The organism is Frigoribacterium sp. 2355 (assembly GCF_054060695.1).
This window is the reverse complement of record NZ_JBSSDL010000001.1, coordinates 281,978-297,962: the sequence shown is the minus strand read 5'-3', so window position 1 is coordinate 297,962 and position 15,985 is coordinate 281,978. Positions and strand designations below refer to the sequence as shown.

Here is a 15,985-nt window from a genome sequence, read left to right as displayed (position 1 = left end):
CAGACTTCTGCACTACCCTCGACACGTGATCCAGACCCTCGACGTCCTCATCGCCGCCGAGGCGATGTCGGTGCCCGTGTATTCCCACCCGGGCGACGCCGGCGCCGACCTGGTCTCGACCGAGGACCTCGTGCTGAGGCCCGGCCACCGCGCCCTGGTCGGCACGGGCGTCTCCATCGCCCTTCCCGAGGGTTTCGCCGCGTTCGTCATGCCCCGCAGCGGCCTCGCCGCCAAGCACGGCATCACCGTCGTGAACGCCCCGGGCACCGTGGACGCGGGGTACCGCGGAGAGATCAAGGTCTCGCTGCTCAACACCGACCTCGAGGCGGAGCACCACGTCGCCGTCGGTGACAAGATCGCCCAGCTCGTCATCATGCCGGTCGTCCGCGCGACCTTCGTTCCCGTCGCGACGCTCCCCGAGAGCGTCCGAGGGGTCGACGGTCACGGATCCACCGGATACGCACACAACCCAGGAGGCACCGCGTGAGGAAGTCCAAACGCCGCGAGCAAGAACTGGCCGCAGTCGAGATCGACGTCGAGTCGGCCGACGTCGCCGACGTCGAGATCGACATCGAGTCGCTCGACGACGCCGAGGTCGAGGTGTTCGACGACTCCAAGTCGGCACCCGCGGACCGCTCCGAGGTGGGCCCGCTGGACGAGACCGAGGCCAACCCCGTCCGCCCGTACGTCGATCTCGGTGGCGTCAAGATCCTGCCCCGCGAAGGGCTCCACCTCCGACTCGAAGTCGAAGAGGGAAGCAAGAGGGTCGTCGCCGTCGGCCTCGACTTCGCCAAGTCGACGCTTCAGGTGCAGCCGTTCGCGGCGCCCCGCACGACGGGACTCTGGAACGAGATCCGAGGTCAGATCAGCGAGCAGATCGAGAAGCAGGGCGGCACGACGGCCGAGGTCGAGGGGCCCTTCGGTCCCGAGGTCCGCGCCGAGATCCCGGTGATGGGCGGTGACCCCGGCACGACCCGGCGAGCACGCTTCATCGGCGTCGACGGGCCCCGCTGGTTCCTCCGCGGCGTGATCGCGGGCGACGCGGCTCACGAAGGCGACGCTGCCGAGAAGATCGAAGAACTCTTCCGCAGCATCGTCGTGGTCCGCGGGACGACCCCGATGCCTCCGCGCGAGCTGATCCCGCTGTCGATGCCGAAGGCCGGCCCGACCGACGCCCCGGGCACCACGCCCTCGGTCGTCTGACCCGACGTGTCCGCGTCCGACGACCGGCCCGATCCGGCTGATCCGTCGCCGCTCGACGACCCCCGGGTGTCGCTCGCGGCCCAGTTGCAAGCCGCCGCCCGACGGGCCGGCATCGGCCAGGTCGCCCCCGGCGAGGTCCCGACGGCGTCGGCGCTGCTCACCGCCATCGGCGGGGTGCGGGGGCTCGTCGAGTCCATCGTCCCCGGGCTCGGCTTCGTGGTCGTCTACACGATCACGCAGGACGTCGTCCCGTCGGTCCTCATCCCGCTGGTCCTGGCCGTGGCGTTCGTCATCGCACGCGCGGTCCAGCGCGGTCCGGTCGCCCAGGCCCTCGCGGGTGTCTTCGGCATCGCCCTCTCCGCGGGGATCGCATTGCTCTCCGGCCGTGCCGAGAACAACTTCGTGCCCGGCCTGGTGATCAACGCCGCGTCGCTCGCCGCGATGCTCGTCAGCATCGCCGTGCGCTGGCCGCTCATCGGCATCGTGGTCGGACTCCTCACGAACGACGGCACGGGCTGGCGGGGGGACCGGGCGAAACGACGCGTCCTCTTCCTGGCCACCTGGTTGTGGGCCGGACTGTTCGCCGCCCGCCTCGCCGTCCAGGTGCCGCTGTGGCTGGCCGGAGACGTCGCTCTCCTCGGGACGCTCAAGCTCGTCATGGGCGTGCCCCTCTACGCGGGGTTGCTCTGGGTGACCTGGCTCCTCGTGCGGACGGTCTACCGCGGACGCGAGGCGGCGGACGACGCGCGGGGCCCCTCGGCCTGACCCGCGCCTCCTGGTGCTATGTTTTGTCTCGACATCGAGACAAATCGCTGGGATCGGCCCCGGGGACACCCCGCGGACTTAGGCTGACCTCGCTGGTGGGCGTCGCGCGCACCGGCCAAGATGAGGGCGTAGTCAGCAAGGGAGACGGCACGTGTCTGCAATCAACAGTTTCGGCTCGAAGAACACCCTCACGGTCGGGTCCACCGACTACGAGGTCTACCGCATCGACGCGGTCGAGGGTTCTTCGAAGCTTCCGTTCAGCCTCAAGGTCCTGCTCGAGAACCTGCTCCGCACCGAGGACGGTGCGAACGTCACGGGTGACCAGATCCGGGCCCTCGGCTCATGGCAGCCCACCGCCGAGCCCGACACCGAGATCCAGTTCACGCCGGCGCGCGTGGTCATGCAGGACTTCACGGGGGTGCCCTGCATCGTCGACCTCGCCACCATGCGAGAGGCCGTCGCCGAGCTCGGCGGAGACCCGACCAAGATCAACCCGCTGGCACCGGCCGAGCTCGTCATCGACCACTCCGTCATCGCGGACCTCTTCGGCTCTGAGAACGCGCTCGAACGCAACGTCGAGATCGAGTACGAGCGCAACGGCGAGCGGTACCAGTTCCTCCGTTGGGGGCAGACGGCCTTCGACGACTTCAAGGTCGTCCCGCCGGGCACCGGCATCGTCCACCAGGTCAACATCGAGTACCTGGCGCGGGTCACCTACAGCCGCGAGGTCGGTGGAGTGCTGCAGGCGTACCCCGACACCCTCGTCGGCACCGACTCGCACACGACGATGGTCAACGGCCTGGGCGTGCTCGGCTGGGGCGTCGGGGGCATCGAGGCCGAGGCCGCGATGCTCGGTCAGCCCGTGTCGATGTTGATCCCCAAGGTCGTCGGCTTCAAGCTCTCCGGCTCGATCCCGACCGGCGTGACGGCGACCGACGTGGTGCTCACCATCACGCAGCAGCTGCGCCGGCACGGCGTCGTCGGCAAGTTCGTCGAGTTCTACGGCGAAGGCGTCGCCGAGGTGCCCCTGGCCAACCGGGCGACCATCGGCAACATGAGCCCCGAGTTCGGTTCGACGGCGGCGATCTTCCCGATCGACGACGTGACCCTCGACTACCTGCGTCTGACCGGGCGCTCCGAGGAGCAGATCGACCTCGTCGAGCAGTACTCCAAGCTGCAGGGCCTGTGGCACGACCCCTCGACCGAACCCGTGTTCAGCGAGTACCTCGAGCTCGACCTCGGGACGGTCGTCCCGTCCATCGCCGGGCCGAAGCGCCCGCAGGACCGCATCGAACTCACCGAGGCCAAGTCGCAGTTCGAGGTCGACCTCGAGAACTACGCCACGACGGACCACTCGCACGTCGACGCCGCGGTCGAGGGCACGTTCCCGGCCTCCGACCCGATCGGCTTCACGGCCGAGGACGACGACGACGCCCAGCCGCACTCGATCTCGCACACGTCGCATGCACCGGCCAAGGTCTCCAAGCCCACCTCCGTGGCACTCGGCGACGGCTCGACCTTCACGCTCGACCACGGCGCCGTGGCCATCGCGGCCATCACGTCGTGCACGAACACGTCGAACCCCTCCGTCATGCTCGCCGCGGGCCTGCTCGCCCGCAACGCCAGCAAGAAGGGGCTCAAGGCCAAGCCGTGGGTCAAGACGACCCTCGCGCCCGGGTCGAAGGTCGTCACGGACTACTACGAGAAGGCCGGCCTGACCACCTATCTCGAGGACCTCGGTTTCTACACCGTCGGCTACGGCTGCACGACCTGCATCGGCAACTCGGGCCCGCTGCTCGACGAGATCTCGACGGCGGTGCAGGACAACGACCTCGCCGTCACGGCCGTCCTGTCGGGCAACCGCAACTTCGAGGGTCGCATCAACCCCGACGTCAAGATGAACTACCTCGCCAGCCCGCCGCTGGTCATCGCGTACGCCCTCGCCGGGTCGATGAACTTCGACTTCGAGAACGACGCCCTGGGCACCGCCGACGACGGCTCCGACGTCTACCTCCGCGACATCTGGCCCGACGCGACCGAGGTGCAGCAGACGATCGACTCGTCCATCGACACGGGGATGTTCACCCACGAGTACGCCGGGGTGTTCGACGGCGACGAGCGCTGGCGCTCCCTGCCGACCCCGACGGGCGCCACCTTCGAGTGGGACTCCGAGTCGACCTACGTGCGCAAACCTCCTTACTTCGAGGGCATGACGATCGAGACCACGCCGGTGACCGACATCCAGGGCGCCCGCGTGCTGGCCAAGCTCGGCGACTCGGTCACGACCGACCACATCAGCCCCGCCGGGTCGATCAAGGTCGACAGCCCGGCCGGCCACTACCTCGACGAGCACGGCGTGGACCGCAAGGACTTCAACTCGTACGGGTCCCGTCGCGGCAACCACGAGGTCATGATCCGGGGCACGTTCGCGAACATCCGTCTCAAGAACCAGTTGCTGGACGGGGTCGAGGGTGGCTACACCCGCGACTTCACCCAGGCCGAGGGGCCGCAGTCGTTCATCTACGACGCCAGTGCCCGCTACCAGGAGCAGGGCACGCCCTTGGTCATCCTGGGCGGCAAGGAGTACGGCTCGGGCTCGTCCCGGGACTGGGCCGCGAAGGGCACGAGCCTGCTCGGGGTCAAGGCGGTCATCACCGAGAGCTTCGAACGCATCCACCGGTCGAACCTGATCGGCATGGGAGTGGTTCCCCTGCAGTTCCCGCAGGGCGAGAGCTGGGAGTCGCTCGGTCTCGACGGCACGGAGCAGATCGACATCGTCGGCATCGAGCAGCTCAACGAGGGCACGACGCCGAAGACGGTCCACGTCACGGCGACCCCCACCACCCATTCGCCCGCGGGCAAGCAGCCGGTCGAGTTCGACGCCGTCGTACGCATCGACACCCCCGGCGAGGCCGACTACTACCGCAACGGTGGCATCCTGCAGTACGTCCTGCGCAGCCTGGTCTGAGCGACGGACCCCGCAGTGACCAGACCCCCGGACGATCGCCCGCGTCGTCCGGGGGTCGCACGGCGTTCTCGCCGGTCGCGTGCCTAGACTGGCGGGATGCCCGAGAGGGCCGAGAGGGAAGGCCAGCATGAGCCTGCTGCAGACGATCACGGGGCCTCGTGACCTCGACCGCCTGACGAACGAACAGATGGTCGAACTGGCCGCCGACATCCGCCGGTTCCTCGTGACCGAAGTGTCGAAGACCGGGGGCCACCTCGGGCCGAACCTCGGCGTCGTCGAGTTGACGTTGGCCATGCACCGGGTGTTCCACTCGCCGCACGACGCCTTCGTCTTCGACACCGGCCACCAGTCGTACGTCCACAAGCTCCTCACCGGTCGCCAGGACTTCTCGGGGCTCCGGCTCCGGGGCGGTCTCGCCGGATACCCGCAGCGGTCCGAGTCCGAGCACGACATCGTCGAGAGCTCACACGCCTCGAGTTCGCTCTCGTGGGCCGACGGCATCTCCCGGGCCTTCCAACTGACGGGCCGGGACGATCGGCACGTGGTCGCCGTCGTGGGCGACGGCGCGTTGACCGGGGGCATGACGTGGGAGGCCCTGAACAACATCAGCGACGACAACGACCGTCGCCTCACCATCGTGGTCAACGACAACGGCCGGTCCTACGCCCCGACCATCGGAGGAATGGCCCGTTTCCTCAACACGGTCCGCACGCGCCAGGCCTACCGCGAGCTCCACGTCGGCAGCAGGGCCGTCTTCGACCGACTCGGACATCCGGGTCGTGCGGTCTACCGCGGCGTCCGGGGTGGTCTGCACGGCTTCCTGAGCCGGTTCACGAACAACGAGGCCCTCTACTCGAACCTGGACATCAAGTACATCGGGCCGGTCGACGGTCACGACCAGGTCGCCATGGAGGAGGCGCTGCTCCAGGCGAAGAACTACGGGGCGCCCGTGATCGTGCACGCCATCACCGAGAAGGGCCGGGGATTCGATCCGGCGCGCGCCGACGTCGCCGACCAGTTCCACGCGGTCGGGCAGATCGACCCCGAGACGGGCGAACCCCTCGAGGCGGCCACCTCGCCGTCGTGGACGTCGGTCTTCGCCGACGAGATCGTCGACATCGCCGAGCACGACGAGAAGGTCGTCGGCATCACGGCGGCGATGCTGCGTCCGGTGGGCCTGCACAAGCTCGCCGAACGGTTCCCGAAGCGGGTCTTCGACGTCGGCATCGCCGAACAGCACGCGGTCACGAGTGCCGCGGGTCTCGCGTTCGGTGGACTGCACCCCGTCGTCGCGCTGTACGCCACGTTCGTGAACCGCGCCTTCGACCAGGTGCTGATGGACGTCGCCCTCCACCGGGCCGGGGTCACCTTCGTGCTGGACCGCGCCGGTGTGACCGGACCGGACGGCCCGAGCCACCACGGCATGTGGGACCTCGCCCTCCTGCAGATCGTGCCGCACATCCGTCTGGCCGCCCCTCGTGATGCGACGCGACTCCGCGAAGAGCTCCGGGAGGCCGTGGCGGTCGACGACGCGCCCACCGTCATCCGGTTCTCGAAAGGCGCCGTCGGCGTCGAGCACGACGCCGTCGAACGACTCGAGGACGGTGTCGAGGTGCTGCGACGCACCGGCCGTGACGACGTCCTCATCGTCTGCGTCGGCCCGATGGCCGGCATCGGACTCGAGGTCGCCGAGCGACTGGAGGCCCAGGGCATCGGTGCCACGGTCGTCGACCCTCGATGGGTCGTCCCCGTCCCGGCCAGCATCATCGAGCTGGCCGCGGCCCACCGGCTCGTCATCACGATCGAGGACGGCGTGCGGGTGGGCGGGATCGGCACCCGTGTGCGACAGGACCTCCGTGGCGCAGGCGTCGACACGGCCGTGACCGAGTTGGGACTGCCCGACGAGTTCCTCGAACACGGGTCCCGGGCCGAGATCCTCGACGAGGCCGGCCTCACGCCGCAGCACATCGCTCGCGACGTCGTCGCGCAGGTGCTCGGCAGCCGAATCCCGGTGGCGAGGCCACTGGACGAGACCGCTGCCGCATCCCGGCACGAGGATGCCCGGCACGACTGAGCCCCGGTGCGGTGTCACGCCGCACGACAGACGTCGAACGCCCCGTCCCTCTCGAGACGGGGCGTTCGGCGTGGGTGGTCTACTCGACGCCGCGGATCGCGGGTTCGTGGAAGTCGCGTCCCCGCACCCGACGTGAGGCCCCGACCCGGTCGAGGTACGGCGTGACCCCGCCCATCTGGAACGGGTACCCGGCGCCGAGGATCAAGCAGAGGTCGATGTCCTCGGCCGCGGCCACGACGTGGTCGTCGAGCATGCGCCCGACCTCGTCGGCGAGACCGTCCTCGATGCGGATGCGCAACTCGTCGTCGGTCAGGGCCGTTCCCGGTCCGGCGGCGAGGGCGACGGCCTTCTTGTCGAATCCCTTGCGACGGCCCTTCGAGTCGCGTTCGAAGATCGTGCCGTGCTCGGCCAGGCGGTGCAGTCCGTCACTGGCGAAGAACCGGTCGGGGAAGGCGGCATGGTGGGTGTCGAGGACGTGCGCCCCGACGGTCAGTCCCACCAGCTCGAGCAACTCGAACGGCGTCATCGGGAGGCCGAACGGCGCCGTCGCCCGATCGACGACCTCGAACGGCGTCCCCGTCTCGACGGCGTGCATGGCCTCGCCCAGCAGCTTGGCCAAGATGCGGTTGACCACGAACCCCGGGGTGTCGGCCGTGATGACGGCGTTCTTCCGCAGGGCCTTCGCCGTCACCATCGCCGTGCTCAGCGTCTCGTCGTCGGTCGCCGGGGTCTTGACGACCTCGACGAGGGGCATCACCGCGACCGGGTTGAAGAAGTGGAATCCGACCAGTCGCTCGGGATGAGCGAGGCGCGCCCCGATCTGCTCCACGCTGAGCGACGACGTGTTGGTCGCCAGCACCGTCGTGTCCGAGACGACGGCCTCGACGTTCGCGAACACCTCCTGTTTGAGCGACAGCTCTTCGAACACGGCCTCGATGACCCAGTCGGCGTCGGCGAAGTCGGCGAGATCGGTCGTGCCCGTGATGAGGGCCTTGAGGCGGTTGGACTCGTCCCGCGAGATCCGACCCCCGCCCTGCAACTCGTCGATCTCGCCTCTGATGCGGGCGAGTGCCGCGTCGACCCGAGCCTGGTCGAGGTCGGTGATGACGACCGGGACGCGCAGACGGCGCACGAAGAGCAGCGCGAACTGGCTCGCCATGAGTCCGGCGCCGACGATGCCCACCTTGCCGATCTTCCGGGCGAGGTCGGGGGAGGGTGCGCCGGCGGGCTTCTTGGCCCGCTTCTGGACGAGGTCGAAGGCGTACATGCTGGCGTGGAACTGGTCACCTGCCACGAGGTCGGCCAGCGCTTCGTCCTCGGCCGCGAAGCCGGTCGTCCGGTCGGTGTTCTTCGCGGCCTTCAGCAGGTCGAGAGCGGCGTAGGGCGACTTCGCGACGGTGCCGATCTTCGACTCGAGCGACTTGCGCGCCACCGAGATCGCGACGTCCCACTTGACGGCACGCTCGAGCCTGCCCGGGACGTTCGGCCGCTTGACGGTGACGCGGCCGGTCAGCACCCCGTCGGCCCACCGGATGCTGTCCTCGAGGAAGGACGCGGGGCCGAACATCGCGTCGACGATGCCGAGTTCGAGCGCCTGGGCGGGCTTCACCGTGCGGTTGTTCTTCAGGGGGTTCTCGATGACGACCTTGAGGGCGTTCTCGATGCCGATCAGGTTCGGCAACAACCAGGCGCCACCCCACCCGGGGATGATGCCGAGGAAGACCTCCGGCAGGGCGATGGCGGCGGCCGACGAGTCGACCGTGCGGTAGTCGGCGTGCAGCCCGATCTCGACGCCACCGCCCAGGGCGAGCCCGTTGACGAAGACGAACGTGGGCACCGGGGCGTCGTGCAGCTTGCCGAGCACGGCGTGGCCGAGCCGGGCGAGCTCGCGGGCGACCTCGCGGCTGGGGATGGCACTCACCTTGCTGAGGTCGGCACCCGCCGCCAGGAAGTACGGCTTGCCGGTGACGGCGATCGCCGCGATCTCACCCGAGGAGGCGCGGCTGCGGACGGCGTCGAGGGTCGCGCCGAACTCGTGCAGCGTCGCGGGCCCCAGCGTGCTCGGCCGGGTGTGGTCGCGGCCGTTGTCGAGGGTGATGAGGGCCAGGACGCCGCCGGAGGGCAACGGCACGTCGCGGACGTAAGAGTGCGTGACGACCTCGTCGGCCGACAGCTCGGTCAGTTGTTCGGTCGCCGTGCTCATGCGCGTGCCGCCTTCTTCGAGTAGTGGGGGTTCTCCCAGATGACGCTGCCGCCCTGACCGAGGCCGATGCACATGGCCGTGAGGCCGTACCGCACCTCGGGGTGCTGCTCGAACTGGCGGGCGAGCTGGATCATCAGTCTCACGCCCGAGGACGCGAGGGGGTGACCCACGGCGATGGCCCCGCCCCAGGGGTTCACGCGCGGGTCGTCGTCGTCGATGCCGAAGTGGTCGAGCAGGGAGAGGACCTGCACCGCGAACGCCTCGTTCAGCTCGAAGAGGCCGATGTCGTCGATCGACAGCCCCGCCTTGCGGAGGGCCTTCTCGGTGGACGGCACGGGACCGATGCCCATGATCTCGGGCTCGACGCCGGCGAAGGCGAAGCTGACGAGGCGCATCTTGGGGGTGAGCCCGAGTTCCTTCGCCGCGGCACCCGACGCCATCAGGCTGACCGTCGCCCCGTCGTTGAGACCCGACGAGTTGCCTGCCGTGACGCGGCCGTGCGGCCGGAAGGGAGTGCGCAGCCCGGCGAGACCCTCCATCGTGGTCTCGGGTCGAGGCGCCTCGTCACGGGTGGCGAGCCCCCAGCCCTGGTCCGTCTTGATGGCCACCGGGACGAGGTCGGGTTGGATCTGGCCGGCGTCGTAGGCCGCTGCGAGTTTCTGTTGCGACCGCAGGGCGTACCGGTCGGAGCGCTCCTTCGTGAGCTGGGGGAACCGGTCGTGGATGCGCTCCGCGGTGTTGCCCATGTTCAGGGCCTCGCCGCTGACGAGCTTCTCGGCGGCGAAGCGCGGATTGGGGTCGGCGTTGAACCCCATGGGGTGACGCCCCATGTGCTCGACCCCGCCGGCGAGGGCGACGTCGTACGCGCCGAAGGCGATGCCGCCGGCGACGCTCGTCACGCTCGTCATGGCGCCGGCGCACATCCGGTCGATGGCGTACCCGGGCACGGACTGGGGGAGACCCGCGAGGAGCGCGGTCGTGCGTCCGAGGGTGAGGCCTTGATCGCCCTGTTGAGTGGTCGCCGCGATGGCGACGTCGTCGATGCGTTCGGGCGGTAGGGACGGGTTGCGTTCGAGCAGACCCTTCATCGCCTTGACGACCAGGTCGTCGGCGCGGGTCTGCCAGTACATGCCTTTGTCGCCGGCCCGACCGAACGGGGTGCGTACCCCGTCGACGAACACGACATCGTTGCTCTCGGCCACAGTGCCTCCAGTGTCAGGATCTGGTCCTGATCTTAGGGACGACGCCGGGGGCCCGAGAATCGTTCGAGCAATCCTACGAAGCGCCGTCGCCCGTCGCCTCGGGCTCTTGGTGGGCGTCGACAAAGGCCTCGGCGACCGCCTCGGCCACGGCCTCGACCTGCCAGGTCCGCGCACCGAGCTCGACGAGTGCGGCCGCGATGGTCGGTGCGTCGAAGGGGATGGGCGGGTCCCAGGCCAGCCGGCGCAGGGTCTCGGGTGTGAGCAGGTTCTCGACCGGCAGGTCGAGCCCGTCGGCGATCTCGGTCACCTTGGGGCGGACGGCCTTGTAGCGCGCGTCGGCCAGCGGGTTCTTGTCCGCCCACGATCGGGGCGGGGGGAGGGTGTCGCTCGCCGGCCCCCGGTGCGAGGGCAGGTCCGTCGTCTCACGGCCGCGTTCGATCGCCGCGAACCAGCGGTCCAGCTCACTGCGACTGGCCCGGCCGACGAACTCCTTGATGCCGGCGAGGGACCGTTTGTCGGTGGGCATCGCCTTCGTGGCGGCCAGGAGCGAGGAGTCCGGGACGAGACGGCCCGGGGCCGTGTCGATCTCGCGCGCGTAGTCGTCCCGCGCCTGCCAGAGTTCACGAGCCACGGCGAGGGACCGGGACCCGCGCAGGCTGTGCAGCCCGGTCAGTCGACGCCACGGGTCGACCTTCGCGGGCTTTGCCTCCCGCCTCAGGGTCGCGTCGAACTCCTGGCGCGCGATCTCGAGCTTGCCCGCGTCCGCGAGGACCGCCTCCATGGCGTCCCGGAGGTCGACGAGCAGCTCGACGTCGAGAGCCGCGTAGACGAGCCAGCTCTGCGGCAACGGTCGCGTCGACCAGTCGGCGGCACTGTGTTCTTTCGCGAGGTGGACGCCCAGGAGCTGTTCGACGACGGCTCCGAGCCCGACCTTGGGGAGCCCGGCGAGGCGCGCACCCAGTTCGGTGTCGAAGATCCGGCTCGGATCGAGGCCGACCTCGCGCAGGCACGCGAGGTCCTGGCTGGCGGCGTGGAGCACCCACTCCTCGTCGCCGATGACGGCTTGCAGTTCGGCGAACGAGCCGATGGCGGGTGGGTCGAGGAGGAACACCCCCGAGCCGCGTCGGAACACCTGGATGAGGTAGGCCCGCTGCGAGTAGCGATAGCCGGAGGCGCGCTCGGCGTCGATCGAGACCGGCCCGGTCCCGGCGCGGATCGCCTCGACGGCGGCCAGGTACCCCTCGCGGTCGTCGATGACGGTCACCTCGCCGTGCTGCGAGTCGGCGGTCTCGACGACGGGTCGGACGGAGACCCGGGGACGGGCGTCGCGCGGCTCGGAGCCGTGGGGTGCTGCCGCGTCGGCCGCCGCCGCGTCTGGTGCGGCCTCGTCTGGTGTCGCTGTGGTCATGTCTCCGCTGTTCTCTCCGGGGGCGCTGTTCTGTTCCGGTGGTTCAGTCTCGTCCGACCCGCCTCGAGGCGAGGAGGGTGACGCCCTCGACGGTCGGGGGCAGGCCGGCGAGCGTGCAGATCAACTCGCTCCAGGCCTCGATGTGCGGGGCCAGGTCGGTGGTGGCGGGGCTCCAGGACGCCCGGAGTTCGAGCTGGGCCCCGTCACCGTGGCTGGCCAGCTCACCGTATCCGGTCGAGAGGATCTTGGTGGCGGTGCCCGATGCCCGGTCGTAGACGGCACCGCGGGCGTCGAGGCTGTCGACGAGCCAGGACCACGCGACGTCGGCCACGAACGGATCGAGGGCGATCTCGGTCTCGAGGGGCGCCTGCGCGAAGCTGACGACCCGGAAGGGTCCGCCCCACGCTTCGGGTTCGTCGTCGTCGTAGAGCAGCACGAAGCGTCCGGTGCCGAGGTCGGGGTCCGGGCGACCGGACGCGCCGATGACGTCCCCGGCGAGGGCCAGGGCGTGGGGCGCGAGGCCGTTCGGAGCGGGGATCTCGGTCACGGTGAGGGCGTCCCGCGCGGCGGCACGGTGGACGGACTCGACGGCCGCGGCGAACGCGGGCGGGCGGGTCGACGTCGGGGGGATCTCGGACACCTTGGAAGACTAGGGTCGATCCCGAGGGCGACCCCCGCGGCACGCCGCGCCCGGCTCAGCAGATCCACAGGTCTCCCCGCTCCATCTCACGCCGTCCGAGGAGCCGCCCGTGAACCGCCCCGCATCCACCGGTCGACGGGGCGTCGGCCCGATCGCCGTCGTCTCGATCGCGGTCGGGGGCACCGTGGTGGTGTCGTCCGCAGCCCTCGTCTCGGGGATCGTCGCCATCGCCCGGAAGATCGTCGCCCCTGCCCGGAGGCGACGCGACGACGTGCGCATCGAGGCCCACGACGCCGTCGCCGGGACGATCACCCTGCGTTCGACGCCCGACACGCGCCTCCCCGGTCGCTACGGCTTCTGGTACGACCGGGGCCGAGGGCACGCCCGCATCGGTGAGGTGGTGCACGACGACGGCCGGTACGTCGAACGTCGGGTCGAACACGGGGACGGCGCCGGGGGCGTCGAAGGAGTCGAGGCATCCGGCCTGCGGCGCGCCCACCGGGGTCGCATCGGCGGCTGGCTGTACCCGACGCCGCACGACGCGGGCCTCACGGCCGACGAGGTCGTGGTCGAGACCGAGGTCGGTCCGGCGCCCGCCTGGCTGGTCCCCGCCGAGGGCGGGCTGGACGGCCCGTGGATGATCGGGGTGCACGGTCGCGGGGTGACGCGCGCCGAGACGATCCGCGCGGCACCGGTCTTCCGGCGAGAGGGCTTCACCTCGCTCCTCGTGTCGTACCGCAACGACGTCGAGGCGCCCCGTTCGCTCGACGGCCGTTACGGGCTGGGCGACTCCGAGTGGCGCGACGTCGAGGCGGCGATCCGGTTCGCCCTCGACCACGGGGCGACGTCCGTCGTGCTGATGGGATGGTCCATGGGTGGGGCGCTGGTGTTGCAGGCCGCCACCCGATCCACCCTGCGCGGCGCCGTCTCGGGTCTCGTGCTCGAGTCGCCCGTCGTCGACTGGCGGACGACGCTCGCCTACCAGGGCGCGGCCATGCGGGTGCCGGGGGTCGTCCAGGGTCTGGTGCTGCGCCTCCTGGGGTCGCCCCTGCTCTGCCGGCTGGCCGGCAGCGCCGAGCCCATCGACTTCGACCGGCTCGACCTCGTCTCACGTGCGGGCGAGCTCGACCTCCCGGTGCTGGTGCTGCACAGCGACGACGACGGCTTCGTGCCGTCCACCGCGTCACACGCGCTGGCCGAGGCGCGGCCCGACATCGTGACCTTCGAGGTGTTCGACGTCGCCCGGCACACCAAGCTCTGGAACCTCGACCCCGAGCGGTTCGAGGGGGCGATCAGTCGATGGCTCGACCGTCAGCGACTCGCGGGTCCACCGTCCACCGACCACCGCGCGTAGAGCGTGCTCTGCTCGTCGACCAGCAATTGGCCGAGGACGAGCGACGCCGGGTCGAAACGTTCGCGACCGAAGACGGGCAGGCCGCTGCCGATCACGACCGGCGAGGTCGACAGGCACAGCTCGTCGACGAGGCCGTCCCGGAGGAACTGCCCGGCGAGCGAGGGGCCGCCCTCGCAGACGAGCGAACGGAGGCGCTGCTCGCGCAGGCACCGGAGGATCGCGGCGGGCTCCAACCGGCCGCCGCCGTCGGTCGCCGTCAGCACGCGGGCGGCCGCCCAGATCGCCTCACCGAGGGTCTCGCGGACCCGTGCCCGCGCGGATTCGGGGCAGACCACGACGACCCGCTCGGCTTCGGCCGGGTCCATCCGGTGGCCCGAGAGATCGCCCGACGCCGTGACGACGACGAGTCGAGAGGACTTCGGCACCCGGTAGCCCTCGGCGCGCACGCTCGCCGCACCGACGAGGACACCGTCGGCGAGCGAGCGGATGGCGGCCAGGATCGTGCGGTCGGTGGCGTTGCTCAGCGTCTCGGAGGTGCCGTCGGACCCCGCGGCGTCACCGCTGACCGCCGCGATCAGGTTGAGTCGCAGCCACGTCTCGCTCGGCGGGGCGTACAGCTCGCGGATCCGGGCGGGGGTCGAGTCCTCGTCGATCTCGAGCTCGAGCCCGACGTCACCGGGACGTCCGAGGGCGTGCAGCACCCGGAGCGTCACGCGACGGCGGTCCGTTCGCGGATCTGACGCTTGGCGCGGCCGAGCAGCGCGGTCATGCCGCGGATGCGCAACGGGCTCACGGCCTCGGTCAGGCCGATCGTCTGCGGGTAGTCGTCGGGGACGTCGTCGAGCACCTGCTCGACGGTCAACCCGTCGAGCCCCTGGGCGAGGATCGAGGCGAAGCCCCGGGTCGTCGGCGCCTCGCGTGGTGCCGTCGCGTGCAGGTGCACCCGACCGTCGGTGACCTCGACGAACAGGAACACGGGGGACTGGCACTCGACCACCCGTTCGAGCAGGTCGGGATGGTCGGCGTACCGGGCGGGCAGCTCGGGCAGCTCGTTCGAGAACTCGAGCAACAACTGAAGACGGTTCCGCACGTCGAGGGCGAGGAACTCCTCGCGGATCTCGACGAGCGCCTCGGGCAGGGCCGCGTCGGTCACCGGGCCGGCACCTCGCCCGGCTCGGTGCCCTGCACGATGGGGACCCGCACGGCGCTGCCCCACTCGGTCCAGGAGCCGTCGTAGTTGCGCACGTCCTCGAAGCCCATCAGGTGCGTCAGGACGAACCAGGTGTGGCTCGACCGTTCACCGATGCGGCAGTAGGCGACGACCTCGTCGCCGTCGGAGAGGCCCGCCCCGTCGCGGTAGATGGCGTCGAGTTCGGCGAGAGGCCGGAAGGTGCCGTCGTCGGCCGCGGCCTTGCCCCACGGCACGTTCTGGGCGCTCGGGATGTGACCGGCCCGCAGAGCGCCCTCGTCGGGGTAGGCCGGGGCCGTGGTGCGCTGGCCGGAGAACTCCTCGGGCGAACGCACGTCGATCAGGGGCTTGCCGAGGTGCGCCAGCACGTCGTCCTTGTAGGCGCGGATCACGCTGTCGTCCCGCTCGACGACGGGGTAGTCGGTGGCCTCGACCTCGGGCGCCTCGGTCGTGTAGTCGCGTCCCTCGGCCTCCCACTTCGCGCGGCCGCCGTCGAGCAGACGGACGTCCTCGTGCCCGAAGAGCGAGAAGACCCACAGCGCGTACGCGGCCCACCAGTTGTTCTTGTCGCCGTAGATGACGACCGTGCTGTCGCGCGTGATGCCGCTGCGGCTCATCAGCGCGGCGAAGCCCTCGCCGTCGACGTAGTCGCGCTGCACCGGGTCGTTGAGGTCGAGGTGCCAGTCGATCTTGACGGCGCCGGCGATGTGGCCGGTCTCGTACAGGAGGACGTCCTCGTCGGACTCGACGACGACGAGCCCGGGGGTGCCGAGGTGCTGCTGCAGCCACTCGGTGCCGACGAGACGCTCGGGATGGGCGTACTCGCCGAAGCGGGCGGACGTGTCGTGCTCGACGGCCATGGTGTCTCCTTGTGCGGGGGTCGGGGTGGAGCCGACGCCGGGCGACGCGTGGTGCCCGGCGGCGTAGGATCGCCTCTGGTCGGCCCCGTCGAGGTTACGCATGCCGCGTGACCGTCGCC

General features: G+C 70.4%; 13 protein-coding genes. 6 read left to right on the top strand and 7 right to left on the bottom strand.

Going from position 1 to position 15,985, the window contains the following annotated elements; translation table 11 throughout:
• The first annotated feature begins 25 nt into the window (after positions 1-25).
• The 5 genes from dut (at position 26) to dxs (ending at position 7,010) form a co-directional block, all read left to right on the top strand.
• Positions 26-487, top strand: a complete 462-nt coding sequence (dut, locus tag ACVJ1F_RS01430; RefSeq protein WP_173150895.1) for a dUTP diphosphatase — start codon at positions 26-28, stop codon at positions 485-487.
• 77 nt (positions 488-564) lie between these two features.
• Positions 565-1,203: a DUF3710 domain-containing protein gene (locus ACVJ1F_RS01425; RefSeq protein WP_123570779.1), complete on the top strand. Its 639-nt coding sequence runs from the start codon at positions 565-567 to the stop codon at positions 1,201-1,203.
• 6 nt (positions 1,204-1,209) lie between these two features.
• Positions 1,210-1,968, top strand: coding sequence for a DUF3159 domain-containing protein (locus tag ACVJ1F_RS01420; protein WP_456884265.1), 759 nt, complete (start codon positions 1,210-1,212; stop codon positions 1,966-1,968).
• 151 nt (positions 1,969-2,119) lie between these two features.
• A complete protein-coding gene (acnA, locus tag ACVJ1F_RS01415; RefSeq protein WP_456884263.1) occupies positions 2,120-4,936 on the top strand; it encodes an aconitate hydratase AcnA in 2,817 nt (938 codons plus the stop codon).
• Between the two features lie 127 nt (positions 4,937-5,063).
• Positions 5,064-7,010 carry a 1-deoxy-D-xylulose-5-phosphate synthase gene (dxs, locus tag ACVJ1F_RS01410; protein ID WP_056045446.1) on the top strand — a complete coding sequence of 649 codons (1,947 nt, stop codon included), beginning with the start codon at positions 5,064-5,066 and terminating at the stop codon, positions 7,008-7,010.
• A gap of 79 nt (positions 7,011-7,089) precedes the next feature.
• On the opposite strand, the gene ACVJ1F_RS01405 is transcribed toward dxs, so the two are convergent.
• From ACVJ1F_RS01405 to ACVJ1F_RS01390, 4 genes are all read right to left on the bottom strand, one after another.
• A complete protein-coding gene (locus ACVJ1F_RS01405) occupies positions 7,090-9,213 on the bottom strand; it encodes a 3-hydroxyacyl-CoA dehydrogenase NAD-binding domain-containing protein (RefSeq protein ID WP_456884260.1) in 2,124 nt (707 codons plus the stop codon).
• Positions 9,210-10,415: a thiolase family protein gene (locus tag ACVJ1F_RS01400; RefSeq protein WP_456884258.1), complete on the bottom strand. Its 1,206-nt coding sequence runs from the start codon at positions 10,413-10,415 to the stop codon at positions 9,210-9,212. The genes ACVJ1F_RS01405 and ACVJ1F_RS01400 overlap by 4 nt, the downstream gene beginning before the upstream one ends.
• Before the next feature lie 73 nt (positions 10,416-10,488).
• A complete protein-coding gene (locus tag ACVJ1F_RS01395; RefSeq protein ID WP_456884256.1) occupies positions 10,489-11,823 on the bottom strand; it encodes an HRDC domain-containing protein in 1,335 nt (444 codons plus the stop codon).
• Between the two features lie 43 nt (positions 11,824-11,866).
• Entirely contained in the window at positions 11,867-12,463 is a 597-nt protein-coding gene (locus ACVJ1F_RS01390) for a DUF3000 domain-containing protein (RefSeq protein ID WP_456884255.1), read from the bottom strand.
• Positions 12,464-12,572: 109 nt separating this feature from the next.
• On the opposite strand from ACVJ1F_RS01390, the gene ACVJ1F_RS01385 reads away from it, so the two are divergent.
• Positions 12,573-13,817 carry an alpha/beta hydrolase family protein gene (locus ACVJ1F_RS01385; protein WP_456884254.1) on the top strand — a complete coding sequence of 415 codons (1,245 nt, stop codon included), beginning with the start codon at positions 12,573-12,575 and terminating at the stop codon, positions 13,815-13,817.
• On the opposite strand, the gene ACVJ1F_RS01380 is transcribed toward ACVJ1F_RS01385, so the two are convergent.
• From ACVJ1F_RS01380 to ACVJ1F_RS01370, 3 genes are read right to left on the bottom strand one after another with little or no spacing between them, the layout of a single operon-like run.
• Positions 13,775-14,530, bottom strand: a complete 756-nt coding sequence (locus ACVJ1F_RS01380; protein WP_456884252.1) for a dihydrofolate reductase family protein — start codon at positions 14,528-14,530, stop codon at positions 13,775-13,777. The genes ACVJ1F_RS01385 and ACVJ1F_RS01380 overlap by 43 nt on opposite strands.
• The gene (locus ACVJ1F_RS01375) at positions 14,527-14,970 is read right to left on the bottom strand and encodes a SufE family protein (protein WP_123570121.1); all 444 of its coding nucleotides are present in this window, start codon (positions 14,968-14,970) and stop codon (positions 14,527-14,529) included. Before ACVJ1F_RS01375 ends, ACVJ1F_RS01380 begins: the two co-directional genes overlap by 4 nt.
• On the bottom strand, positions 14,967-15,866 hold the full coding sequence (locus ACVJ1F_RS01370) for a sulfurtransferase (RefSeq protein ID WP_123570777.1): 900 nt from the start codon (positions 15,864-15,866) through the stop codon (positions 14,967-14,969). Before ACVJ1F_RS01370 ends, ACVJ1F_RS01375 begins: the two co-directional genes overlap by 4 nt.
• Positions 15,867-15,985: the final 119 nt, after the last annotated feature.